Origin of the sequence: Micropruina sp. (genome assembly GCF_047606665.1) — a bacterium.
Lineage (GTDB): Bacteria > Actinomycetota > Actinomycetes > Propionibacteriales > Propionibacteriaceae > Micropruina.
Window position 1 is genome coordinate 14,199 of the sequence record NZ_JASGEF010000017.1, and the last position, 22,620, is coordinate 36,818.

The 22,620-nt window shown below is 67.0% G+C and carries 23 protein-coding genes and 1 pseudogene; 21 read left to right on the forward strand and 3 right to left on the reverse strand.

All coding sequences use genetic code 11. The annotated features are described in order from the left end of the window. Positions 1 to 10: 10 nt before the first annotated feature. From leuD to QM619_RS04295, 3 genes are all read left to right on the forward strand, one after another. Positions 11 to 616, forward strand: a complete 606-nt coding sequence (leuD, locus tag QM619_RS04285; protein ID WP_415104659.1) for a 3-isopropylmalate dehydratase small subunit — start codon at positions 11 to 13, stop codon at positions 614 to 616. Between the two features lie 230 nt (positions 617 to 846). Next, complete coding sequence (locus QM619_RS04290) at positions 847 to 1,620, forward strand: lysophospholipid acyltransferase family protein (protein ID WP_415104661.1); 774 nt, start codon at positions 847 to 849, stop codon at positions 1,618 to 1,620. Positions 1,621 to 1,785: 165 nt separating this feature from the next. After that, the gene (locus QM619_RS04295; protein ID WP_415104663.1) at positions 1,786 to 2,901 is read left to right on the forward strand and encodes a D-alanine--D-alanine ligase family protein; all 1,116 of its coding nucleotides are present in this window, start codon (positions 1,786 to 1,788) and stop codon (positions 2,899 to 2,901) included. 144 nt (positions 2,902 to 3,045) lie between these two features. Here the strand turns inward: QM619_RS04295 and rarD are convergent, their stop codons facing one another. Continuing rightward, complete coding sequence (gene rarD, locus QM619_RS04300; protein ID WP_415104665.1) at positions 3,046 to 3,942, reverse strand: EamA family transporter RarD; 897 nt, start codon at positions 3,940 to 3,942, stop codon at positions 3,046 to 3,048. 164 nt (positions 3,943 to 4,106) lie between these two features. Here rarD and QM619_RS04305 point away from each other — a divergent pair, with 164 nt between their 5' ends. The 7 genes from QM619_RS04305 (at position 4,107) to QM619_RS04335 (ending at position 12,254) form a co-directional block, all read left to right on the forward strand. Next, positions 4,107 to 5,054: a thiamine-phosphate kinase gene (locus tag QM619_RS04305; RefSeq protein ID WP_415104667.1), complete on the forward strand. Its 948-nt coding sequence runs from the start codon at positions 4,107 to 4,109 to the stop codon at positions 5,052 to 5,054. A gap of 344 nt (positions 5,055 to 5,398) precedes the next feature. Further along, positions 5,399 to 5,788 (forward strand): hypothetical protein, encoded by a 390-nt coding sequence (locus QM619_RS04310; RefSeq protein WP_415104669.1) that lies wholly within the window; start codon positions 5,399 to 5,401, stop codon positions 5,786 to 5,788. A 302-nt stretch (positions 5,789 to 6,090) separates the two neighbouring features. Further along, on the forward strand, positions 6,091 to 6,912 hold the full coding sequence (locus QM619_RS04315) for a hypothetical protein (RefSeq protein WP_415104671.1): 822 nt from the start codon (positions 6,091 to 6,093) through the stop codon (positions 6,910 to 6,912). 29 nt (positions 6,913 to 6,941) lie between these two features. After that, a complete protein-coding gene (locus tag QM619_RS04320) occupies positions 6,942 to 7,952 on the forward strand; it encodes a hypothetical protein (RefSeq protein WP_415104673.1) in 1,011 nt (336 codons plus the stop codon). Next, complete coding sequence (locus QM619_RS04325; protein WP_415104675.1) at positions 7,946 to 8,629, forward strand: ABC transporter ATP-binding protein; 684 nt, start codon at positions 7,946 to 7,948, stop codon at positions 8,627 to 8,629. Before QM619_RS04320 ends, QM619_RS04325 begins: the two co-directional genes overlap by 7 nt. A 123-nt stretch (positions 8,630 to 8,752) precedes the next feature. Continuing rightward, positions 8,753 to 9,748 (forward strand): hypothetical protein, encoded by a 996-nt coding sequence (locus QM619_RS04330; RefSeq protein WP_415104677.1) that lies wholly within the window; start codon positions 8,753 to 8,755, stop codon positions 9,746 to 9,748. 70 nt (positions 9,749 to 9,818) lie between these two features. Continuing rightward, positions 9,819 to 12,254 (forward strand): DNA translocase FtsK, encoded by a 2,436-nt coding sequence (locus QM619_RS04335; RefSeq protein ID WP_415104679.1) that lies wholly within the window; start codon positions 9,819 to 9,821, stop codon positions 12,252 to 12,254. A 291-nt stretch (positions 12,255 to 12,545) separates the two neighbouring features. Here QM619_RS04335 and QM619_RS04340 read toward each other — a convergent pair whose 3' ends face one another. Further along, the gene (locus QM619_RS04340; RefSeq protein WP_415104681.1) at positions 12,546 to 13,475 is read right to left on the reverse strand and encodes an SMP-30/gluconolactonase/LRE family protein; all 930 of its coding nucleotides are present in this window, start codon (positions 13,473 to 13,475) and stop codon (positions 12,546 to 12,548) included. A 308-nt stretch (positions 13,476 to 13,783) separates the two neighbouring features. Between QM619_RS04340 and QM619_RS04345 the strand changes: the two genes are divergently transcribed. The 7 genes from QM619_RS04345 (at position 13,784) to rny (ending at position 19,151) form a co-directional block, all read left to right on the forward strand. Then, positions 13,784 to 14,365, forward strand: a complete 582-nt coding sequence (locus QM619_RS04345; protein WP_415104683.1) for a CDP-alcohol phosphatidyltransferase family protein — start codon at positions 13,784 to 13,786, stop codon at positions 14,363 to 14,365. Then, on the forward strand, positions 14,366 to 14,872 hold the full coding sequence (locus QM619_RS04350) for a CinA family protein (protein ID WP_415104685.1): 507 nt from the start codon (positions 14,366 to 14,368) through the stop codon (positions 14,870 to 14,872). A gap of 145 nt (positions 14,873 to 15,017) precedes the next feature. Then, positions 15,018 to 15,317, forward strand: a complete 300-nt coding sequence (locus QM619_RS04355) for a helix-turn-helix domain-containing protein (RefSeq protein ID WP_415104687.1) — start codon at positions 15,018 to 15,020, stop codon at positions 15,315 to 15,317. Between the two features lies 1 nt (position 15,318). Next, positions 15,319 to 15,513, forward strand: coding sequence for a DUF3046 domain-containing protein (locus tag QM619_RS04360; protein ID WP_415104689.1), 195 nt, complete (start codon positions 15,319 to 15,321; stop codon positions 15,511 to 15,513). Between the two features lie 177 nt (positions 15,514 to 15,690). Continuing rightward, the gene (recA, locus tag QM619_RS04365; protein ID WP_415104691.1) at positions 15,691 to 16,737 is read left to right on the forward strand and encodes a recombinase RecA; all 1,047 of its coding nucleotides are present in this window, start codon (positions 15,691 to 15,693) and stop codon (positions 16,735 to 16,737) included. A 59-nt stretch (positions 16,738 to 16,796) separates the two neighbouring features. Continuing rightward, positions 16,797 to 17,255 carry a regulatory protein RecX gene (locus QM619_RS04370; protein WP_415104705.1) on the forward strand — a complete coding sequence of 153 codons (459 nt, stop codon included), beginning with the start codon at positions 16,797 to 16,799 and terminating at the stop codon, positions 17,253 to 17,255. A gap of 267 nt (positions 17,256 to 17,522) precedes the next feature. Next, a complete protein-coding gene (rny, locus tag QM619_RS04375; protein WP_415104693.1) occupies positions 17,523 to 19,151 on the forward strand; it encodes a ribonuclease Y in 1,629 nt (542 codons plus the stop codon). A gap of 43 nt (positions 19,152 to 19,194) precedes the next feature. Here the strand turns inward: rny and QM619_RS04380 are convergent, their stop codons facing one another. Continuing rightward, a complete protein-coding gene (locus QM619_RS04380) occupies positions 19,195 to 19,752 on the reverse strand; it encodes a TIGR03086 family metal-binding protein (protein ID WP_415104695.1) in 558 nt (185 codons plus the stop codon). 51 nt (positions 19,753 to 19,803) lie between these two features. Between QM619_RS04380 and QM619_RS04385 the strand changes: the two are divergent. The 4 genes and pseudogenes from QM619_RS04385 to QM619_RS04400 form a co-directional block, all read left to right on the forward strand. After that, positions 19,804 to 20,172, forward strand: a pseudogene (locus QM619_RS04385) (DUF6597 domain-containing transcriptional factor); the annotation flags it as partial. 232 nt (positions 20,173 to 20,404) lie between these two features. Then, positions 20,405 to 20,650 (forward strand): helix-turn-helix domain-containing protein, encoded by a 246-nt coding sequence (locus QM619_RS04390; protein WP_415104697.1) that lies wholly within the window; start codon positions 20,405 to 20,407, stop codon positions 20,648 to 20,650. A gap of 34 nt (positions 20,651 to 20,684) precedes the next feature. Then, complete coding sequence (miaB, locus tag QM619_RS04395; protein WP_415104699.1) at positions 20,685 to 22,142, forward strand: tRNA (N6-isopentenyl adenosine(37)-C2)-methylthiotransferase MiaB; 1,458 nt, start codon at positions 20,685 to 20,687, stop codon at positions 22,140 to 22,142. 188 nt (positions 22,143 to 22,330) lie between these two features. After that, positions 22,331 to 22,620, forward strand: a 290-nt coding sequence (locus QM619_RS04400; protein ID WP_415104701.1) for a hypothetical protein, incomplete at its 3' end; no start/stop codon positions are given.

A 22,620-nucleotide genomic window follows, 5' to 3' on the forward strand; every position in this document is an offset into this window, starting at 1 on the left:
AGCAACGACAATGGACAAGTTCAGCTCGCACACCGGTGTGGCCGTCCCGCTGCGCCGCAGCAACGTCGACACCGACCAGATCATCCCCGCCGTCTACCTCAAGCGGGTCACCCGCACGGGCTTCGAGGACGGCCTGTTCGCCGCCTGGCGCAACGATCCCGACTTCGTGATCAACAACCCTGCCTACGCCAACGGCTCGGTGCTGATCGCCGGACCCGACTTCGGCACCGGCTCGTCGCGCGAGCATGCCGTCTGGGCGTTGCAGAACTACGGCTTCAAGGTCGTCATCGGTTCCCGGTTCGGCGACATCTTCCGCTCCAACTCGGGCAAGGCCGGCCTGCTGATCGCCGTCGTGACACAGGACGTCGTCGAGCAGCTCTGGGCCTTCGTCGAGGCGAATCCCGGCGCCACCGTCGAGGTGAGCCTGGTCGACAAGACCATCACCACCGCCGAGGGCTCGTACGATTTCGCGATCGACGACTACACCCGGCACCGCCTGTTGGAGGGCCTGGACGACATCGGCCTCACCCTGCAGCACGCCGATCTGATCAGCGAGTTCGAGGCCCGGCGGCCGTCCTTCCTGCCGCGCACGCTGCCGGCCCGCACGGCCGGCTGAGCTGCGCGCCGTCATCCGGGACGGTAGAGAACGGGGTCGGGCGTCCCGGCACGGCACAAGCTTTTCCTGACGAGAATTCCTAGTTATATTCGGATTGCCCGGTGCAGATCGGACGCGACACTGGCGTCCGGACAGGCTTTGTTGCAGTTTGGACACGTCCCCTCACGGGGTACTGCAGGCCTGTTGAAACGGCCAGTAACCTAGGCCCGATCGAGTCCTAGGAGCCCGAAATGTCGCGCGCAGCATTGCCGCTCTCGGCGGTGAACGATGCGCCGGCGGAGCCGTTGTTCCGAACTCTGGCACAGGTGGTCGCGCCCGTTCTGCGGGTGGTCACCAAACAGGATTGGCGCGATGGCGAGAAGCTGCCGCGGACCGGCCCCGTGATCGTGGTGACCAACCATCTGTCGAATTTCGACGCGTTCGCGCTCGGGCATTTCCTGATCTGGCACGGACGCTGGCCGCGCGCGCTGGCCAAGAGCGAGTTGTGGCAGGTGCCGGTGGTCGGCTGGCTGGCCCGTTCGCTGGCCCAGATCCCGGTCGAGCGCCGGACGCCGCGGGCGGCCGAATCGCTGACGGCCGCCGCCGAGGCCCTGGCACGAGGGGAATGCGTGGTGATCTTTCCCGAGGGCACCATCACCGCCGACCCAGACCGCTGGCCGATGACCGGGCATCCCGGTGCCGCTCGGCTGGCGTTCCAGACCGGTGCCCCGGTGGTGCCGATCGCGCACTGGGGGGCGCATCAGGTGATGCCGAATCGCCGGGCGTCCATGCCGCGGCTGCTGCCGCGCGCGACCATCCGGGTGCTGGTCGGCGACCCGGTGGACCTGTGCGATCTGTACGACGCCAGCGACTCGCCGACCGCCGCCGCCGAGGGCAGCCTGCGGATCATGGACGCGATCACCGCGCTGATCGGCGAGTTGCGCCAGGAGACCCCGCCCAAGGACCGCTACGACCGGCGCGCCGGGAAGCGGATCCCGCGGGACTGGGCGGGCGATGTCGTCTGACCCGGACGCCTCGGCGGTGGTGAACCGGAAAGGAACCGTCCCCGAGCGGCGGCCGCGTCGGAGGCATCCATCGAATCGTCCGTCGGACGGCCATCGGGGTGCCGCGGTGACCAGATCTGGGACCGACCGTTAGGGTTTCGGTGGACGCCGAACGCAGGAGGAAGCATGACTCAGCGCACACGGGTGGGCATCGTCTTCGGAGGCACCAGCTCCGAGCACGACGTGTCCTGCCTGACCGCCGGCGGCGTCAGCCGTGCCATCGACTCCGAGCGCTTCGAGGTGGTCGGCATCGGCATCACGCCGTCCGGACGCTGGGTGCAGGTGGACGCCGACGAAGTGCGCGAGCTGCGCAAACAGGGCGACGAGCTGCCCCGGCTGGACGAGTCCCGGCCGACCGCGGTGCTGCTGCCTGGTGCGGACGGCGCCAGCGCACGGATCGCCACAATCGTCGGCGACCGGTTGGTCGACGTCCGCGGTTTCGACGTGGCGTTCACCCTGCTGCACGGCCCGTTCGGCGAGGATGGCACCATCCAGGGCATGTTCGAGATGCTCGGCATCACCTACGTGGGTTCGGGCGTCGCGGCCAGCGCCAACGGCATGGACAAAGACCTGATGAAGCGGACGCTGGCGGCGTCTGGGCTGCCCTGCTGCCGCTTCGTCACCGTCACCGACCGGCAATGGAAGCAGGAGCGGGAGGCATCATTGAAGCGCATCGCGGCGCTCGGCTTCCCGGTCTTCGTGAAGCCGGCCCGTGGTGGATCCAGCGTCGGCATCACCAAGGTGGACGCCGTCGACGAGCTCGAACAAGCCGTCCTGTTCGCGCAGAAATTCGACCCGAAGCTGGTCATCGAAGAGGGCGTGCTGGGCGCCCGCGAGGTCGAGTTCGCGGTGCTGGGTGGACGCGGCGGAGCGCCACGGGTGTCGCTGCCGGGCGAGATCGTGATGCGCACCGACGGTGCCTTCTACGACTTCGACGCCAAATACGTCTCCGACGACGACGCCATCCTGAAGGTGCCCACAGCGATGGACGACGATCTCCGCGTCCGTGCCGCCGAGGTGGCCGCCCGCACCTTCGAGGCGATGGGTGCCGAGGGGTTGGCCCGGGTCGACCTGTTCCTGACCGCGGACGGCGAGGTGCTGGTCAACGAGATCAACACGATGCCCGGCTTCACCCACATCTCCATGTTCCCGGCGCTGTGGGCCGCCTCCGGCATCGACTACACCGCCCTGATCACCGACCTGATCGAGCAGGCCCTGGAACGACCCGTCGGCCTGCGCTGACCAAAGACCCGGCCGGGTCGCGTCCGGAGACACGCCAACACGAAATGTCTGCACTCGTGGGGCGAGTCGCGGCGTGCTCGACGCAGCGATTCATGAACGCAGCGATTCATGATGAGTGCAGACATTTCGTGTTGGCGCGGCCAGCTATACCGGCTCGGTCGCCGGCGGAGGCTGATGCGCCCGGATCGTCAGGGTCAGGTAGGTCACCGAACCGATCCATACCGCGATCAGACCGATCCAGTAGGTCAACGTCACGTGCTCGCCGAACAGGGTGATGCCGAGCAGGAACTGAATGGTGGGGGAGACGTACTGCAACACGCCCAGCACGCCGAACGGCAGCCGCGGGGCCGCCACCGCGAAGCACCACAACGGCAGCGCGGTCACTGCTCCGGCCAGCACCATCAGCGTCGTCAGGCCCGCCGCGCGCCCGAACTGGCCGTCGGGGCCCAGCCAGAGCAGATAGGGCACGGCGAGCGGAAGAAGAAATGCCGACTCGACCAGCAAACCCTGCAGCGCGGTCAGGGTGGACCTCTTCTTGACCACTCCGTACAGGGCGAAGCTCACCGCCAGCGACAGCGACACCCATAGTCCCTGCCAGCTTGCGGCCGAGATCACGATCACGCCGGCCAGGGTGATGCCGCCGCCGATTCTGGCGCCGAGACCCATCCGCTCGCCGAACAGCACCACGCCCGCCAGCACGATTACCAGCGGATTGATGAAATATCCCAGGGACGCCTCGACCACATGGCCGTTGTTGACCGCCCAGATGTAGACCAGCCAGTTGGTGCCGATCAGCCCGGCCGCCGCGATCAGACTGGGCAGCGCGGCGCGGGTGAAGACCGACGTCCACAGCCAGGCCCAGCCGCCGCGCAGCGCGAACAGCAGTGCCAGCACCAGCACGAACGACCAGACCACCCGGTGCGCCAGGATCTCCAGCGGACCGGCCGGCTTCAGCGAGGCGAGGAAGGGCGGCAGGAATCCCCAGGTCACATACGCGGCCGAGGCCGCGGCCAGGGCCTGCCGGCGACTGATCTCAGGCACGATTCGCCGCCCCCGTACCGGCCGGGCCACGGCTCACGGCGCTCCGCGCGATGTCTTCGTATCGATGCCCGGACGGCACAGCACCGCATGCCGCGCGCGTGCCCGGCCCTCTGGACGTGATCACCCAGGGATGCTTCCACCGTCGAGCCCGTAGGCTCAACTCCATGGCAGGACGCACGGTGGCCGAGACCTCCGAATTCGACTTGATCGACTCGATCACCGCGGGGTTGCCGACCGGTGCCGCCGTCCGGATCGGACCCGGCGACGACTGCGCGGTGTTCGGGGTGGACGGCGACGTCGCCGTCTCCACCGACACCATGGTCGAGAACGTGCACTTCCGGCGGGCCTGGTCGGCCCCGAACGATGTCGGACGCAAAGCGGTCGCCGCCGCGGTCGCGGACCTGGAAGCGATGGGTGCGCGCCCGATCGCAGTGGTGCTGGCGCTGACCATTCCGGCCGAGCTCGAGTTGGCCTGGGTGGCCGACTTCAACGCCGGCGTCCGCGAGGAATGCACGCTGTCCGGCGCGCTGCTGCTCGGTGGTGACATCACCCGCGGCCGCGACATCACCATCACCGCCACCGTCGTCGGCGATCTGCAGGGACGCCCGCCGGTGACCCGATCGGGTGCCCGGCCCGGCGACGTGGTCGCCCTCTGCGGACGCCTCGGCTGGGCCGCCGCCGGACTGACCGTGCTTAACCGGGGCTTCCGCTCACCCCGCGCGGTCGTCGTCGCCCACCGCGTCCCCGAACCGCCCTACGGCCAGGGCATCGTCGCGCAGCGGGCCGGGGCGTCCGCGATGATCGACTGCTCGGACGGCCTGCTCGCCGACCTCGGCCACATCGCCGAAGCATCGCGGGTGGCGATCGACGTGGAGACTTCCCGGCTGGACGTCGCCGAGCCGCAGAGCGTGGTGGCGGCCGCCGTCGGGGGAGGGGATCCGCTGACTTTCATCTTGACCGGCGGCGACGACCACGCCCTGCTCGCCACCTTCGCGCCCGCTGACGTTCCGGACGGTTGGCGGGTGATCGGCACGGTCGCGGACGGCGATCCCGCGGTCACCGTCGACGGTGCGACCTGGGAAGGCGGCGCCGCCGGCTGGCAGCATTTCTGACCGCCTTCGATCCTGTCAGAGGCGCTATGGCAAGGTGTGCGACGTATCGCCCATAGGCTATGGTCATGCGACATAAGAAGACTTTGCTCCAGGTGTCTCAGTGCATGGGACGACATGTTGACGTCTTGCATGGCGCTAGGTTCTAATCCCGGTATCACATTTGGCCAGATATGTGAAACTGATTCACCCCAAAGCGACTCCAATGGCGGAGTCCAAGCAAGGAGAAGTACCATGCATTACCTCAAGGCTGCGGTGGGCATTGCCGTAGCTGGCGTCGGACTAGGTATCCTTACTGCGCCTATGGCTCATGCGGGCGTCAGCATTCCGACTGGAAGATCAAGGTGGTGACGTCTGTCAGCACCAATGCCCCTAAGAAGGGCGCGTCCGTCAAGGGCGGTGTCACCATCGACTACACTGCCAGAATTCTCGGGCTTCCGGTTCCGGTGACGGGGTACATCGTGTCATCGTTCCCCTTCGGCCCGTTTGCCAAGCCGGTCGTCACGAGTGACAACTGCCTCAGTTCGTCTGCGGACTATGGCTATCGCTGGGACGCCCACATGGGCAAGAGCGCCTGGGTGGTCAGCGGCAGTCAGAGTTTTTGGGGCGACAACACCCTCTACATCAACGGCAAAGGGAAAACTGACGCCGTGAAGTCAGGCTATTTCCACGGTGGGACAGGAACTGGTCACACTACCGATGCGAATGCTCGTGATCTTATCGAAGTAAAGAAGTAGTAGAGACTAGCTCATTCACAACTTCTATGACGACTCTGTATGTCAGATGCCTCCGTGGCGACATTGTGAGGCTGGCGCTGGTTCTTTGCATTGGCGCCAGCCTCGCTGGCATCCTCGGCCTGATCTACCCAATTCAGCGTGAACTGGATACGAGTATGTACTCTCGCGCAACATACGCCACCATGCTGAATGGGATATTTCCGGCAGAGGACGAAGGTCTTCTAGCTGACACGCTCGGGGCCCCGACGTGCCTCGTGTCGTCGTGGGTCACGGACGTTGGCTCTTCCTCAGGCACCCCTCAAATGACGAGTTTGCAGGTCGTCAGCCCTAGTTGCTCACCGGACGCTTTTCCGTTTCCTCCGAACACCTTCTTAGTGCGGACAGCCGAGCCGTCCGGCGAGGACTGGATCGATATCTCGGCAGATCTCGCCCAAGCGCTGCACGTTTCTGTCAACGATCAGGTATCCGTCGAAGTTGGACCTGGTATTCCGGCTGTACGTCTCACTGTTCGGGCGATTGCGGCAGTCCGCGAGTCGGGGTGGCGATTCGTGGCGATCGCTCCCGGCGTTCGGCTCATGCACGAACTTCCTGCCGAGGCGCAGAAGTATGGCGTTGTTCTTACGTCAGCAGCGCGCGCTCGGGTGATGAAAGCAATTGGAAATGGCCGGTTGGCTGCGTCATTGAAGTCAACAAAGATATATCCGCCGAAGGTGAGCGCCGTAGCAGACCTCGCGAAGGAAGCCAATGACAATTCCGCGAACTCGTTGGGCCTGGTTCGGACGATAGGTACCCTCGCGATCGTCGCTGTCTCACTCCTGATCGTCAGAGAAATGCACGTGTTCCGTGGCAAGGTGCTCGCGGTGCTGCGATTCGTTCATGACTTCGGAGGAGACGCGGCGGCTGCGGCGCGCGCCGTGTATGTCGCAGTCTTTCTCGTGGGTGCCGCAGCCTTGACTGTGGCCGCGGCTGCGGCCTGGTTAGGTTTCTCTGCGGGAGTCTTCGCCTGTTGCTTTCCGCCTGCTTTGGCCTCCCCGCTCGGCCTCGTATGGATCGGCCTGGTTCTCATCTTGGCGTTGGCCGCGCTGTGGGGCGGCATGAGTCTTCGAAGAGTGTGGAGAAGATAGGTATGTCGTCGAGTCGACTGGTATGTGGGGTGCTGGTGCGCCATCTGTCGCCTCTGGCGATCCTGCGTGATCTTGCGGTACTGGCCGCGCTTGGCCTGCTGGCTGGCTTCTCGGTCCTTTTCGTTTCGCGGGTTCCCTTCGACAATGTCGTGTACGAGTCAAGCCTGGGGTACCAATCCAAGGCCGAGGGCCGGGTTCCTGGTGGCGGCCTCGTGGTGGCCAGTTCCCCCGATTTCGAGTTGAGCAATAGAGCGCAGCCCACCGGGCGACGAGGCCACTCCCTGACCGCGACGGCCGAGATTGTTCCGACTGATCGCTATGCCGATGTGCAGCGGCTCTTTAGTGGCATCGTGGTCTCGGGCTCCACATGCGCCGACGGTGTCGTGATCGATGAGGCCAGCGCAGAATACCTGAAGGCGTCCGTGGGCGGCCCGGTAGTGGTGTCCTGGCGCCCGACAGAAGGCGACGCGCACCAAATGGAGACTACCGTGTGTGGGATCGGGCGGCCATGGCATCCGGGCGGATCTCTCGGCAATCGCGGGTATGTCATTGTGACGAGTACGTCTGCAAAATCCGCGTTCCCTGGGTTCGGAGATTCGGGCGTCCATGACACGACGTTCTGGCTCGAGTCGGATCATGCCGGGGCGGCATCGAAATGGGCGTCCGTAGCCGAGGTGCTCGGTAACGACACGGGAGCGTCGGCATTCGTCCTGATCGTGGCAGCGATTGGAGCCGGTTTGTGGCTGGTGGGGCTGCAACGCGCGACGAGCGGTCTGCGTGGCAGCCTCGGATCGGTTGTCTCGGTCGTTCGGGCACTCGGTGCGCCCGCGACCGGGTGGCTCTGGCTGTACGGCACGGCGATGCTGTTGATGGCGGCGATATCGGCGTGTGTGGCTGCAATCCTTGCCCGGCTGGTGATCCTGTCGTGGACGGCGCTGTACATTTCGTCGAGCCAGATTGTGGCAGTGGTGGGCGTGCTTCTGGTGGTAGCGGTCGCCGTGGTTGTGTTCTATGGGATAAGGGCTGTTCGATCGTGGTGAAGGAGTTTGCTGATATGACGTCGGAGCGTGCTGTCGCGATTGAGTTGAGCGATGTGTCCTTCACCTATCGACGTCGCAAACGGATGGTAACGGCGCTCCAGTCATTTTCCGCGGAGGTCGGTCGAGGCGAGGTTGTCGCGTTGCTGGGCCAGTCGGGTTCCGGGAAGTCGACGGTGCTCTCGCTGGTCGCGGGTCTCGAGATTCCGGCGAAGGGGACGGTCCGCGTGCTGGGAACGAACGTCGGTGAACTCGACGCGCGTGGCCGTGCGCAGTTTCGGCTCGAACATATCGCGCACATCTATCAGGACTACCGTCTCCTCCCGATGCTGACGGCTGTCGACAATGTGGCCTTCGTGCTCAGGCTGAAGGGCATGGCGGCAAGCGAGGCGAGAACTCGGTCCGAGTCGGCATTGGATGCGGTTGGCATCGGGCATCGACTCGACCATCGTCCCGCGGAACTGTCGGGCGGTGAGCAGCAGCGAGTCTCCATCGCTCGCGCGCTGGTGGCGGAACCGGACATCCTGCTGGCGGATGAACCCACGGGTTCTCTCGACGCCGATCGGCGAGACGAGATCCTGGATCTGATGCTGAGCAGTTTGCAGGGAACGACGATGGTGCTGGTCACCCACGACCCGGAGGTGGCAGGTCGCGCGAACAGGGTAGTCACGCTGACCTAGCCCGTTGTCGCGTCAGCACACCAGTTCCACGGGCCCGCTCCAACGTCGATCGCGGCTTTCTCGCCGGAGGGGGTATCAGGGCGTTGGCCTTGGTCTCCTTCCGGCAACGAAGGAGAATCTGCGATGACCGCGAAGCTGACGTCCAGTACCGGTGGACATCCGGCACGATCGCTGCGGTTGCCGGACGGCAGTCGGGCTCGCCTGGACGGTCCGCTGCAGCCGGGCGTGCCGCTGGTTCTGCTGCTGCATGGCTTCCGCGGCGGACTGGCCAGCATGGCGACCGCGCCGGAGGGTCGGCAGAGTTGGCGCGAGGCGCTGCTGGCTTCGGGTTTCAGCACGCTGAGCTACGAACAGGCGGCACCGGACGGGTTGCTGGCGCCGAATCTGGAGCAGCTGGTCGAGATCGCCGCGGGTCCGTTGAGCCACGACTCGCGGTTGCGCCGGCTGCCGCTGGCGATCGTGGCCCACAGCCGGGGCGGGCTGCTGGCTAGGCTCCTTCTCGACCGTGCCGCCGGCTCGCCGGGTCTGCATCGGCTGCTCGACCGGATGCGTTCGGTGATCACCCTGCACACCCCGCATGCCGGCTCGGGTCTGGCCGGCCTGGCCGTCGGCGTCGACCGGACCGCCCGCAGGCTGCAGACGGCGGTGTCCTCGCTGGGCTTGCGTCCCACGGTCCTGGCCGCGCTCTGCTCGCTCTCGGCGTCCCCGGCGGTGGCCGAACTGGCTCCCGGCAGCCCGACCCTACGCGCTCTGGCCGGACGCCCCACGCCGGCCGGCATCCCGTGGCACACGTTCGGCGGCGTCAGCGCCGATCTGCGCCGGATCTGCGAACTGCTCGGCCCCGCCGAGCCGGACGGCCGAGCATCAGCGCCGGCCCGGCTGGCCCGCACCCGCGGACTGACCGAGATGCTCGGCGTCCTCGACCGGCTGGCCCTGCTCAGCCCGGCGCTGCGCGACGGCGAGGGGGACGTTGTGGTCGCGGACGCCTGCGCCCGGTTGCCGTTCGCCGCCAGCCACACCGTCAACCGGCTGACCCACGTCGAAGCGCTCTGGGACGCCGGATTGCATGCCCAGGTGATCGAGTTGCTGCGCGGACGGTCGCTGCTTGCCGTAGCGTGAAAGGCCGGGTATCTCGGGCCGGCGGCGTGGAGGCTGGGCGCGACGCAGCCGATGTCATAAGGTGGGCGGCATGGCGACCCGCGCGTCTTCCCCATCGCGGTCTCGTAACAGCGCCACGCGCAGTTCCGCACCGCGGTCGTCCGGAAGCAAGAAACCACCGGCCCGCTCGTCGTCGCGCGGGCGCAACAAGAAGCCTACCGGCGTACTACCGGCGATCGGTCGTGGCATCGCCGCGATCTGGAACGCGTTGGCCCGCGGAGTAGGGGCGATGGCCCGCGGCATCGGACATGGTGCTCGCGACCTCGACCCGGCGCTGCGCCGCGACGGTGCCGGTCTGGCGCTGATCGCGCTGGCGATCGTGGTGGCGGCTGAGTTCTGGTTCGGTATTCCCGACCCGGTCGGCCGCTGGATCCACATCGGTGTCAGCACCGTCTTCGGCACGCTCAGCGTCGCCCTGCCGCTGCTGGCACTGGCGATGGCCTGGCGCACTCTGCGGCACCCCGACCATAACGGTCCTGCCGGACGCCAGGTGGTGGGCTGGACCAGTGCGCTGCTCGGGCTGCTCGGCCTGATCCATATCTCCAAGGGCATGCCCCGCTTCCCGCACGCCGAAGCCGTCCGCGAGGCCGGGGGAGCGCTGGGTTTCATCGCGTCCACGATCGTCGCCGACCTGGTCACCGTCTGGGTCGCGGTGCCGCTGCTGATCCTGCTGTTGCTGTTCGGCGTCCTGGTGATCGTCGGCATTCCGCTGCACGAACTCGCCACCCGGTTCACCGAGTGGAAGGCGAAGCTGCCCAAGAAGCCCGAGCCGGCGCCGCCCGAGCTGAAGTACGGCGTCGACGAGGCCTACGACACCCCGCTGGTCGCGGACGTCCAGCCGGCCGAGATCGACCACTGGACCGACGACGAGCCCGAACCCGAGCCGGTGCCGGTCACCGCCGGCAAGGCGCCCGTGCCGTCCCATCCGGGGCCGGCCGAGCTGCCCGCCCCCGAACACAGCCACCAGAGCGCGGTCGCCGAGCAACTGCAGCTCAGCGGCGACGTCCAGTACGTGCTGCCCGAATCCACGATGCTGAAGCCGGGATCGGTGCCGAAGGCGCGCACCCAGGCGTCCGATGCGATCGTCGGACGCCTCACCGAGGTGCTGCGGCAGTTCGAGATCGACGCCACCGTCACCGGATACATGCGGGGGCCGACCGTCACCCGTTACGAGGTCGAGCTCGGTCCGGCCGTGAAGGTCGAGAAGGTCACCGCGCTGGGCAAGAACATCGCCTACGCCGTCGCCTCGGCCGATGTCCGGATCCTGTCGCCGATCCCCGGCAAGTCGGCGATCGGCATCGAGATCCCCAACGCCGACAAAGAGATCGTGTCGCTGGGCGACGTGCTGCGCAGCCCGATCGCCCGCAACGACCACCACCCGATGACGGTGGGGCTCGGCAAGGACGTCGAGGGCGGCTACCTGGTGGCCAACATGGCCAAGATGCCGCACCTGCTGGTCGCCGGCGCCACCGGTTCGGGCAAGTCGAGCTTCATCAACTCGCTGATCACCTCGATCATGATGCGGGCCACCCCGGACGAGGTGCAGCTGCTGCTGGTCGACCCCAAGCGGGTGGAGCTCACCCACTACGAGGGCATTCCGCACCTGGTCACGCCGATCATCACCAGCCCGAAGAAGGCCGCCGAGGCGCTGCAATGGGTGTGCCGCGAGATGGACACCCGCTACGACGACCTGGCCGCGTTCGGGTTCCGGCACGTGGACGACTTCAACAAGGCCGTCCGGGCCGGTGCGGTGAAGCTGCCGCCGGGTTCCGAGCGGGTGCTGGCGCCGTATCCGTACCTGCTGGTGATCGTCGACGAGCTCGCCGATCTGATGATGGTCGCGCCGCGCGACGTCGAGGACTCGATCGTCCGAATCACCCAGCTGGCGCGGGCCGCCGGCATCCACCTGGTGTTGGCCACCCAGCGTCCGTCCACCGACGTGGTGACCGGCCTGATCAAGGCCAACGTGCCCTCCCGGCTGGCGTTCGCCACAGCGTCCATGACCGACTCGCGGGTCATCCTGGACTCACCGGGCGCGGAGAAGCTGGTCGGCCAGGGTGACGGGTTGTTCCTGCCGATGGGGGCGTCCAAGGCGATCCGGGTGCAGGGCGCGTGGGTCACCGAGGCCGAGATCCGCCAGGTCGCCAAGCACGTCACGGCGCAGTTGCAGCCGCAGTACCGCGAGGACGTCCAGGCAACCCCGGAGGCGTCCACCAAGGTCGCCGAGGACATCGGCGACGATCTGGAGCTGGTGCTGGAGGCGGCCACCCTGGTGGTCAACCTGCAGCTGGGTTCGACCTCGATGCTGCAGCGCAAGCTGCGGGTGGGCTTCGCCAAGGCCGGACGCCTGATGGACATCCTGGAGACCCGCGGCGTGGTCGGCCCTTCCGAGGGCTCCAAGCCGCGCGAGGTGCTGGTAAAGCCCGACGACCTGGACGAGGTGCTGGTCAACCTGCGCGAGGGATAGGGGCCTCCATGTGTGAAATCGGCCCGGGCTTTGGTAGTTCCGGACAGCCTGCCAACTACGCATTCTCCGCCGGCTTCTGGTGAAGAGTCAGCTCCAGCCCGGCTTGCCGGGCTGGAGCTGACTCTGCGCTCGCACTTGGACCGCTTCCCAACGACGTTCCAGGTTACGCAACCCTCCGCCGGTCCGTCGAGACTTACCTAGTCCTTCTAGTCCTTGTCGGCTTCCGAGATCTCGGTGTGAGCGGCTGGCAACGATCGGTAACGTAACGGGCCGCCGTCGCCTTCTCATCGATCAGCGCGCCGGACGTCCCGCGCCGGTCGTCGTGGTCTCGATGGCGTAGATGCTGGTGTGGGCGGCGATGAACAGCGTCGATCCAGCAGCTCCACCGAAGCACATATTGCCGACCCGCTCCGGCACCGGAATGGCGGTCAGTAACTCGCCATCGGGTGCGTAGACCAATACGGCGTCCTCGCTTGACGACCAGACCCGGCCCTCGGCGTCCACTCGAATGCCGTCCGCGACGCCCTTGTCGATCACGGCGAACACCCGCCGGTTCGAGCAGCTGCCGTCGGCGGCGACGTCGTAGGCAACGATGTGATGATTGCCGCTGCCGTCCTTGCGCAGTACGCATGAGGTGTCGGTGACGTAGAGAATGCTCTCGTCCGGCGAGAAGGCCAGCCCGTTGGGCTCTTCCACATCGGTGATCGCGGCGGTGAGTTTGCCGGCTCGTTCGTCGTAGCGGAACACATGGCAGCCGCCGTACTCGGGATCGCCCAGATGCCCTTCGTGGGCCTGCACGATGCCGTAGGGCGGATCGCTGAACCAGATGGCGCCGTCCGAGGCGACGATGACGTCGTTCGGTGAGTTCAGCCGCCTGCCGTCCCATTGGTCGACGACGATGCTGACCTCGCCGTCCGCGGTCTCGCGTTCGATCGCCCGCCTGCCGTGGGAGGCCTGAATGACGTTGCCCGCGAGATCGAGGGTGCGGCCATTGGTGAATTCGACGTCGGTGCGGTGCACCTGCAGCACACCGTCGGCGGGATTTACTTCCAGAATGCGATTGCCCGGAATGTCGCTCCATCGCACCACGGATCGATCCGGCAGCCACACCGGGCCCTCCGACCAGGTAGCTCCCGTCACCACCCGGCGGAGCTCAGCCCCGGCCGGCACGACGCCGGCGGCCGCAGCCGTCGGAAGTCCACTTGCAGAATTGTTACTCACGGCACCCTTGCCCTTTCACTTCCGGCCGCGATCGACCGGCCGGTTCGGGCATAGTTAACCAATCTCGCCCGCAAACAGGCAATGAGCTGTCCGAATCCGTCCGCCAGTGGGACGCCGGGGTGAGATGGGGAGGTTCCGCCGGTTCGCGGCCGGCCTGGTGAGGCGGCGCGGGCGTGGGCACGGATGGACCGACCGAATCCGGAGGGTCTCGATCCTCCGCCTGCGCGGCGTGTCGCGCGGCTCATCCGGAGCACAGCGGGCTGGGATAGATTGCTGCGCGTGACCGCGCGCGTGCATCTGTCGGAACCATGACCAGCCAACCGAGCCGGCTCAATGCCGCCAATGCGCTCACCGTCCTGCGGCTGGTGCTGGTGCCCGTGTTCGCCTGGGTGATGCTGAGTCACCCGGACGACGTGGGCTGGCGTTTGGGTTCGACCATCGTGTTCGCGATCGCGATCGCCACGGACGCCATCGACGGCCGGATCGCCCGCAAGTACAACCTGATAACCGACTTCGGCAAGCTCTGGGACTCGATCGCCGACAAGGCGCTCACCGGCATGGCGTTCGTCGGCCTGAGCATCGTCGGCGAGCTGCCCTGGTGGGTGACGGTGCTGGTGCTGGTCCGCGAATGGGGCATCACCTGGATGCGGTTCGCCATGCTGAAGTACGGCGTGATGGCGGCCAACGCCGGCGGCAAGCTGAAGACGGTGCTGCAAAGTGTGGCACTGCTGCTGTACCTGCCGGGATTGCCGCTGATGCCGTCCTGGCTACAGTGGACGGCCTGGATCGTGATGACGGCCGCTGTCCTGGTGACCCTGGTGACCGCGGTCGACTACATCCGCGAGGCGATCGCCCTGCGGAGACGTGGCCCGGACGACAGGGGGAAGTAGATGACCCAGCACTCCCTCGCCGAGGTGGTGGGACGGACGCTGACCGAGCGTGGTCTCACCCTCGCAACCTCGGAATCCCTCACCGGTGGCCTCCTGGGGGCGACCGTCACCTCGGTGCCGGGAGCGTCCAGTTACTACGTCGGTGGAGTGGTGGTCTACGCCACTGAGCAGAAGGCGCGCATCGGTGGTGTGGACCCGCGGGTGCTGCGCAAGCACGGCGTGATCTCTGAGCAGACCGCTGTCGAGATGGTCGTCGGCGTCCAAGATCTGACCAGAGCCGACTACGCGTTGGCGGCCTCCGGGGTGGCCGGACCGGCCGCGCAAGAGGGGCATCCGCCCGGTGTGGTGTGGATCGCAGTGATCGGGCCCACGATCGGAGCCATGAAGCCGTTGCCGACTGCGTTGTGCTTCCAGTTCGAGGGCGACCGCGAAGCGGTGCGGGAACAGACCGTCGCCGCCGCGCTGCGAATGCTGCTGGATCTGCTCGATCCGATCGCGCGGGACTGACCGGTTTCGGTGGGGCCATGGGACGGACCCCGTCGTGTCGAACCTGCCTGGACGGCGGACCTGCGAGCGGCAGCGGAACATTTTCTGCGCGACGCATGTTGATGTCTCACGTCGATGAGAGCTATGGATGGGTAGAGTCGTGGGCATGATCGCCGCCGAGGCCGACCGGCCGCAACTGATGCGGGAATTGCTGGGTGAGTCGTTGCGCGAACTGCGCAACGCCGATCGGCGCACCCTCCGCGAGGTGTCGTCGTCGGCCCGGGTCAGTCTGGGTTACCTGTCCGAGATCGAGCGTGGACAGAAGGAACCCTCCAGCGAACTGCTGAACGCCATCTGCGGGGCGCTCGGCGTCCCGTTGTCGCTGGTGCTGCGCCGGGTGAGCGATAAATACGACGATCGCGACGTGGTGGCGCACCTGCCGGTGCGTGCGCGGGTCGCTGCCTGAGGTGCGCGAAGCCGAACTGTGGGCCCGCTTGACCCAGCATCTGGGCCGGGTGTCGGCCCTGGTGTGGGCTGAGAGCCATGTGATCTCCGAACTCGGCAGCCGGACGGTGCGCGAGGCGTTAGCGGCGGGTGTTCCGTGCAAGGAGATCTGGCGGGCCGTGTGGCGCAATCTGGAGCTTCCGGCGTCCGATCGCTGACGGCGTGTCGGACGTGTTTCGAACATTTGTTCGGTAGTGTGAGTGACCGGTGGTCACGGGCGAGCAGCCAGTTACCCACAGGCCCGAACGAGTTTGACGATTCTGTCAGCGCCCGTTCGTAAGGTGACAACAGAAGCTTGGGAACGGCAACGGCCGGACGAGGAAGGACAGCACGACATGGCGATTGCAGATCGCGAGAAGGCGCTCGAAGCGGCCCTCGCCCAGATCGAGAAGCAACATGGCAAGGGTTCGGTGATGCGGCTGGGCGAAGAGACCCGGCAGCCCATCGAAGTGATTCCGACCGGGTCGATCGCGCTCGATGTGGCGCTCGGCATCGGTGGTCTGCCGCGGGGGCGGGTGATCGAGATCTACGGCCCCGAGGCCAGCGGCAAGACGACGGTGGCGCTGCACGCCATCGCCAGCGCGCAGGCTGCGGGCGGCATCTGTGCCTTCATCGACGCCGAGCACGCGCTCGACCCGGCGTACGCCGAGAAGCTCGGTGTCGACACCGACGCGCTGTTGGTCAGCCAACCCGACAACGGCGAGCAGGCGCTGGAGATCGCCGACATGCTGGTCCGGTCCGGTGCGCTGGCGCTGATCGTGATCGACTCGGTGGCGGCGCTTACCCCGCGCGCCGAGATCGAGGGCGAGATGGGCGACAGCCACGTCGGCCTGCAGGCTCGGCTGATGAGCCAGGCGCTGCGCAAGATGACCGGCGCGCTGGCCGGAGCGGGCACCACCGCGATCTTCATCAACCAGTTGCGCGAGAAGATCGGTGTGATGTTCGGGTCCCCCGAGACCACAACCGGCGGTAAGGCGCTGAAATTTTACTCCTCTGTGCGACTCGACGTGCGGCGAATCGAGACCCTGAAGGACGGCTCCGACATGGTCGGCAACCGCACCCGGGTCAAGGTGGTGAAGAACAAGATGGCCCCGCCGTTCAAGCAGGCCGAATTCGACATCATCTACGGCAAGGGCATCAGCCGCGAGGGCAGCCTGATCGACCTCGGTGTCGAGACCGGCCTGGTACGCAAGGCCGGCGCCTGGTTCACCTACGAGGCCGACCAACTGGGCCAGGGCAAAGAGAACGCCCGCAAGTACCTCAAGAAGAATCCTGAGGTGGCCAACGAACTCGAAGATCGCATCCTGAAGCATCTGGGCATCGGTCAGGCCGGCGAGGTGCCGCCCGGCATCGATCCGGTGACCGGTGAGGTGGCGTTCTGAGCGGCGGCGCCCAAAAACCCGACGATCCGAACGCCGACCCGATCGCGGTCGCGCGTGAGATTGCGCTGCGCCTGCTCGATGTTCGTGACCGGACCCGGCGGGAACTCGAGCTGGCATTGGCGAAGCGGCGGGTGCCTGATGAGGCGACTCATGAGGTGCTCGACCGGCTCACCGAGGTGGGGTTGATCGATGACAAGCGGTTTGCGGCGGCGGTCTTCGATGCGCAGCAACGGCGGCAGCGGTCCACCCGCGCGCTTCGACAAGAGTTGCGCACCAAGGGCATCGACGCCGAGTTGATCGAGCGGGCCGCGGCCGATGTCGATTCCGAGACAGATCTGGCCGTGGCGCGCGACCTGGTGGCCAAGCGGGCTCGCAGTCTGGAGCGATTTCCTTACCAGGTCCGCTATCGCCGGCTGGCCGGTCAACTGGCTCGGCGCGGCTTCTCGACGGAGGTCATCGCGACCGTTCTGCGCGAGTTGCCCGGCGATGGCGCTGAGGAGGCGTCCGACGCCCCCTGACCTCGATGGCCAATTCCCTTCGCGACAAGGAGTGGCGCTTGAACACCGGGCCGTCGGCGCCTAACCTCAGGCTCAGGTGCGTCAACGATTCATCAACCCATACGATCGACTTCTCCAACGCTTTAGTAACAGATTCGTGATCGGAGTCCGTCCATCCCGATGGCGGAGCGGACGGCGATGCCGGACGTCATGTCCGGCATCGCCTGATTGTCATGGTGATCCGACCGTTGGGCCGTGCCCCTGCTCACCAAGGACGGGAGGAATCCGATGGATCCGATGCAAGTGCTCGCGATCGTCGCCGTCGTCCTTGCGATCGTGCTGGTCGGCCTCACTCTGGTCGTGGTGTCCATGGTGCGCAACCAGCAGCAGGCCCAGAAGCAGGCCGCCCGGCGTGCCGTCGAAGCCGAGAAGCAGGAGCGATCTCGGTTGCAGTCTCTGGTGGCGAGGGTCGATCCTCTGGCACGCAAGGCCGAGGCCGACGAGATCATCGCGGTGGCGCGGGCCGAGGCAGAACGGATCCGATCCGACGCCGACCGGGTGCGCCTGGAGAGCGAGGCCGCCAGTCGCCTGGAACGCGAACGTGTGGAAACGCTCCTCCAAGAGGTGGAACGCCGCGAGCGCCGGGTCGGCGAGCGCGAAGACCAGCACGCCGGGTTGCAGCGCAAGTTCGACGAACGGCTCGGCGACCTGGAACTCAGCTTGGCCGACCTGGACGCCCGGCGGGCTGCCCTCGAAGAGGCCGAGGCCAAGCAGCGCAAGGAGATCGCCCGGATCGCCGGCATGACCTCGGAAGAGGCCAAGGCCGAACTGCTAGCCCAGGTGGAGCACCAGGCCCGGCTGCAGGCGGTGCAGTTGAGCCGCGAGATCGAGGCAGAGGCCCGCCGCCACGGCGAACAGCGGGCTCGGCAGATCATCGTGGGTGCCATTCAACGGCTGGCCACCGAACAGACCACCGAATCGGTGGTGACCACCGTTCCGCTGCCCGGCGACGAGATGAAGGGCCGCATCATCGGGCGTGAGGGCCGCAACATCCGCGCCTTCGAGCAGACCACCGGGGTCAACGTGATGATCGACGACACCCCCGAGAGCGTGCTGTTGTCGTCGTTCGATCCGGTCCGTCGGGAAGTGGCGCGGCTGACGCTGACCGAGCTGGTCGCCGACGGCCGCATCCACCCCGCTCGGATCGAAGAGGTCTACGAACGCAGCAAGCGCCGGATCGACGAGATCTGCCTGCGCGCCGCTGAGGACGCCGTCGCCGATGTGGGGCTGACCGATGTCGATCCCGGCCTGTTGCCGACCATCGGCGCGTTGCAGTACCGCACCTCGTACGGACAGAACGTGCTCAAACACCTGGTGGAGTGCGCCCATCTGGCTGGACTGATGGCGTCCGAACTGGGCCTGGACCCCGCGCCCGCGCGGCGAGCCGCGTTCCTGCACGACATCGGCAAGGCGCTCACCCACGAGGTCGAAGGCTCGCATGCCAAGGTCGGTGCCGATCTGGCTCGCCGGTTCGGCGAGCACCCCGACATCGTCAACGCCATCGAGGCGCACCACGACGAGGTCGAGCCGAAGACGGTTATCGCGGTGCTCACACAGGCGGCCGACGCGATCAGCGGCGGCCGTCCCGGTGCCCGCCGCGAGAGCCTCGAGGTCTATGTGAAACGCCTGCAGCGGCTGGAAGAGATCGCACGCTCCCACAAGGGCGTTGACAAGGTGTTCGCGATGCAGGCCGGTCGCGAGATCCGTGTGATGGTCCAGCCAGACCACGTCGACGACGCCGGCACCCACTTGATGGCGAAAGAGATCGCCAAACAGGTCGAGGCCGAGCTCACCTACCCCGGCACCATCAAGGTCACCGTCGTCCGCGAGTCGCGGGTCACCGAGACCGCGCACTGACCCGAGCGGTCTCCCGGCTGGTCAATTCCCTGATTCACGTGCCTCAGGCCGCCGACCACCCCGGGTCGCGGCCCAGCTTGGCGAGCAGTTTGGCCACGTCGCTGGCGTCGTCGTCGATCGGACGCGCCGGGGCGCAGATGCCGGCGCTGTACAGCGATGGTCCCCAGCCGTCGGCGACGGTGGACAGTTCTCGTGCCTCGGCCTCACTGATCGGGTCGCCCTGGCCGGTGGCGCGGGCCAGGTCCCAGGCGTGCACGGCCAGATCCCAGCCGTAGAAGTTGGCCATCGTGTCGCCGATGGTGGTCGGGCCGAAGTAGCCGTCGAAGCTGCGGTCGGCGATGCTGTCGTGGCTCAGGACGTCGATGACGGCCTGGGCGTGGGTCTGCCAGGCCTGCGCCGGGTCGGCGGATTCCGGCGGTGTGGGCAGCGACAGTTGCTGCCGGTCGAGGAAGTCGCGTTCGGTGTCGATGACGTGCCGGACGAGGTCGCTGACCGTCCAGTCGGTGCAGGGCGTCGGGGCGTCCCAACGTCCCTCGGCGTGGGCGAGCAGGTGGCTGAACCGCTCGGCGCGATCGGTGAAGATGGTGATGGTGTCGTTCATGACGGCCACGCTAGGGGCCGAAGAGGCGGCGATCTTGTGATAATCCGACGCATGCGCAGCGAATCCGCACGGAGCCGTCCGGACGCCGCACGCCCCGCCGGTGACCCGGTGGACCGAGCCCATTTGACCTCCGCGTCCCGGCCGTCGCCGCCGATCCACCGCTACTCGGCCTCGCCCGGCATGACCGACCTGATCGCCCGCTACTGGATCCCGGTCTGGTCGTTGGACCAGCCGTCCACCCAGAGCACCCTGCAGTACCCGGTCTGCCTGATCGTGATCAGCAACAGCTACGCCCGGTTCTACGGGGTGGCTCGTGGCGTGTCCGAGGTAACCCTGGACGGGCAGGGCTGGGCGGTCGGGGTGTTGTTTCGCCCGGCGACCGGCCGGCTGCTGTTGCAACGCCCGGTGAGCACTCTGGTGGACGGCTTCGTCGACCTGGACGCGCTGCCCGGCCTGGACGGTGCGGCGCTGACCGCGCGGGTGCGGACGGCGATGGCCGGCGACCCGAGCGACACTGCCAGTCACCGGGGCCGCGATCGCCGGCTACGAGGAGGCGCTGGCGCCGCTGCTGCCGGTCGACGCCCAGGGTCGGCAGATCAACGCCGTCATCGACTGGCTGGCCGCGCACCCGGAGGTGACCCGGGTCGCCGAGGTGGCGGATCCCTTCGGCTTCAGCGAGCGGGCGCTGCAGCGGCTGGCGCTGAACCGGGTCGGGCTGACCCCGAAGTGGCTGATCCAGCGGCGCCGGCTGCACGACGCGGTGGCACAGCTGAAGGCGGGGGACCGGTCGCTCGCCGACGTCGCCGCCGACCTCGGCTACGTCGACCAAGCCCACTTCACCCACGACTTCCGCACCGTCACCGGCCTGACGCCGGGCAGGTACCTGGCCGATCAGTGATCGGTGTATTCAGCCGGTAAGCTGTCGCCCCGAGATGACAACCACCGCGCAGCCCCGCACCTATCAGGTCGTCACCTACGGGTGTCAGATGAACGTCCACGACTCCGAACGGATCGCCGGACTGCTGGAGGACGCCGGCTACACCCCGCACGCCGAGGGCGAGCAGGCCGATGTCGTGGTGTTCAACACCTGCGCGGTGCGCGAGAACGCCGACAACCGGCTGTACGGCAACCTGGGCCACTTGGCGCCGGTGAAGGCCGGTCATCCGGGCATGCAGATCGCGGTCGGCGGCTGTATGGCGCAGAAGGACCGTGACGTCATCGTCGCCAAGGCGCCTTGGGTGGACGTCGTCTTCGGCACCCACAACGTCGGCAAGCTGCCGGTGCTGCTGGAGCGGGCCCGGGTCGAGCAGGAGGCCCAGGTCGAGATCGTCGAGGCGCTGGAGGCGTTCCCGTCCACGCTGCCGACCCGGCGCGAGTCACCCTATTCGGCGTGGGTGTCGATCAGCGTCGGCTGCAACAACACCTGCACGTTCTGCATCGTCCCGCAGCTGCGCGGCAAGGAGACCGACCGGCGTCCCGGCGACATCCTGGCCGAGATCCGCGCGCTGGTCGACGAGGGCGTCCAGGAGATCACCCTGCTCGGCCAGAACGTGAACTCCTACGGTGTCGAGTTCGGCGACCGGCTGGCGTTCGGCAAGCTGCTGCGGGCCTGCGGGACGATCGACGGCCTGGAGCGGGTTCGGTTCACCTCGCCGCACCCGGCCGCGTTCACCGACGACGTGATCGCCGCGATGGCCGAGACGCCGAACGTGATGCCCAGCCTGCACATGCCCCTGCAATCAGGCTCTGACAAGGTGCTTCGCGCGATGCGCCGGTCGTACCGGTCGGAGCGTTACCTGGGCATCATCGAGCGGGTCCGGGCTGCGATGCCGCAGGCCGCGATCACGACTGACATCATCGTCGGCTTCCCCGGTGAGACAGAGGACGACTTCGCTGAGACGTTGCGGGTGGTGGAGGCGTCCCGGTTCGCCGCCGCGTTCACCTTCCAGTACTCGATCCGGCCGGGGACGCCGGCCGCGACCATGCCCGACCAGATACCGAAGCAGGTCGTCCAGGAGCGTTACGAGCGACTGATCGCGCTGGTCGGCGATCTCGCCTGTGCCGAGAACTCCAAGCTGGTCGGTTCGCAGGTCGAGGTGCTGTTCGCTGCCGGCGAGGGCCGCAAGGACGCCGCCACAGCGCGGGTGTCGGGTCGGGCCAGGGACAACCGGCTGGTACATGTCGCCGTGGCCGAGGGCGCCGAACGGCCGCGTCCGGGCGACATCGGCACCGTCGAGATCAGCTACGCCGCACCGCACCATCTTGTTGCCGACGGCGGCATCATCGACCTACGCCGCACCCGCGGAGGGGACGCCTGGGACGCCCGGCACACCCCGCAGAAGAAGCTGATCGGGCTAGGCCTGCCGAAGCGGGTACCCGCCGCCAGGTGACTCGGCAGTGACTCGGCACCGCCGGATGGTCGACGGCGGTGACGATGTGTTCAACCACGCATGACCACGAGATTTCATCTGGCATTGAAAAATTTAGCTGGTCGTTTGTCTCTTCGTCCTGTGGATAACTGTCTACGGCTTCGGTATTCGTGCGAGACTCGGGCAACGATCTCGGGGGAAGGGGTCCGATGAAGTACCTGGTGGTTGTGGTGCTGTTGCTTGTGGGGTGTTCGTCGACGGTGGTTCCGTCGGTGAGTGCGTCGTTGTCTGTGGTGCCGTCGTCGTCGGTGAGTACTGTGACGCCGACGGCGGTGGTGAGTCCGATGTGTTCGCCGATGGGTGGGACGCCGGTTCCGTGTTCGCCGGCGGACTATGAGAAGACGCAGGAGCAGAATCGGTTGACTGAGGAAGCGATTGCGTTGTATCGGCGGTGGACGAAGGAGAGCACCCGGTTGTATCGGGCGGGTGGGACGAACAA

Bases quoted from the DNA above. Each gene is read 5' to 3' on its own strand.
- QM619_RS04315 (WP_415104671.1), top strand. From the start codon at position 6,091: ATGACGAGTTTGCAGGTCGTCAGCCCTAGTTGCTCACCGGACGCTTTT.
- QM619_RS04380 (WP_415104695.1), bottom strand. From the start codon at position 19,752: ATGAACGACACCATCACCATCTTCACCGATCGCGCCGAGCGGTTCAGC.
- QM619_RS04355 (WP_415104687.1), top strand. From the start codon at position 15,018: ATGATCGCCGCCGAGGCCGACCGGCCGCAACTGATGCGGGAATTGCTG.
- QM619_RS04335 (WP_415104679.1), top strand. From the start codon at position 9,819: ATGGCGACCCGCGCGTCTTCCCCATCGCGGTCTCGTAACAGCGCCACG.
- QM619_RS04295 (WP_415104663.1), top strand. From the start codon at position 1,786: ATGACTCAGCGCACACGGGTGGGCATCGTCTTCGGAGGCACCAGCTCC.
- rny (WP_415104693.1), top strand. From the start codon at position 17,523: ATGGATCCGATGCAAGTGCTCGCGATCGTCGCCGTCGTCCTTGCGATC.
- QM619_RS04330 (WP_415104677.1), top strand. From the start codon at position 8,753: ATGACCGCGAAGCTGACGTCCAGTACCGGTGGACATCCGGCACGATCG.
- recA (WP_415104691.1), top strand. From the start codon at position 15,691: ATGGCGATTGCAGATCGCGAGAAGGCGCTCGAAGCGGCCCTCGCCCAG.
- QM619_RS04305 (WP_415104667.1), top strand. From the start codon at position 4,107: ATGGCAGGACGCACGGTGGCCGAGACCTCCGAATTCGACTTGATCGAC.
- miaB (WP_415104699.1), top strand. From the start codon at position 20,685: ATGACAACCACCGCGCAGCCCCGCACCTATCAGGTCGTCACCTACGGG.
- leuD (WP_415104659.1), top strand. From the start codon at position 11: ATGGACAAGTTCAGCTCGCACACCGGTGTGGCCGTCCCGCTGCGCCGC.
- QM619_RS04350 (WP_415104685.1), top strand. From the start codon at position 14,366: ATGACCCAGCACTCCCTCGCCGAGGTGGTGGGACGGACGCTGACCGAG.
- QM619_RS04290 (WP_415104661.1), top strand. From the start codon at position 847: ATGTCGCGCGCAGCATTGCCGCTCTCGGCGGTGAACGATGCGCCGGCG.
- QM619_RS04345 (WP_415104683.1), top strand. From the start codon at position 13,784: ATGACCAGCCAACCGAGCCGGCTCAATGCCGCCAATGCGCTCACCGTC.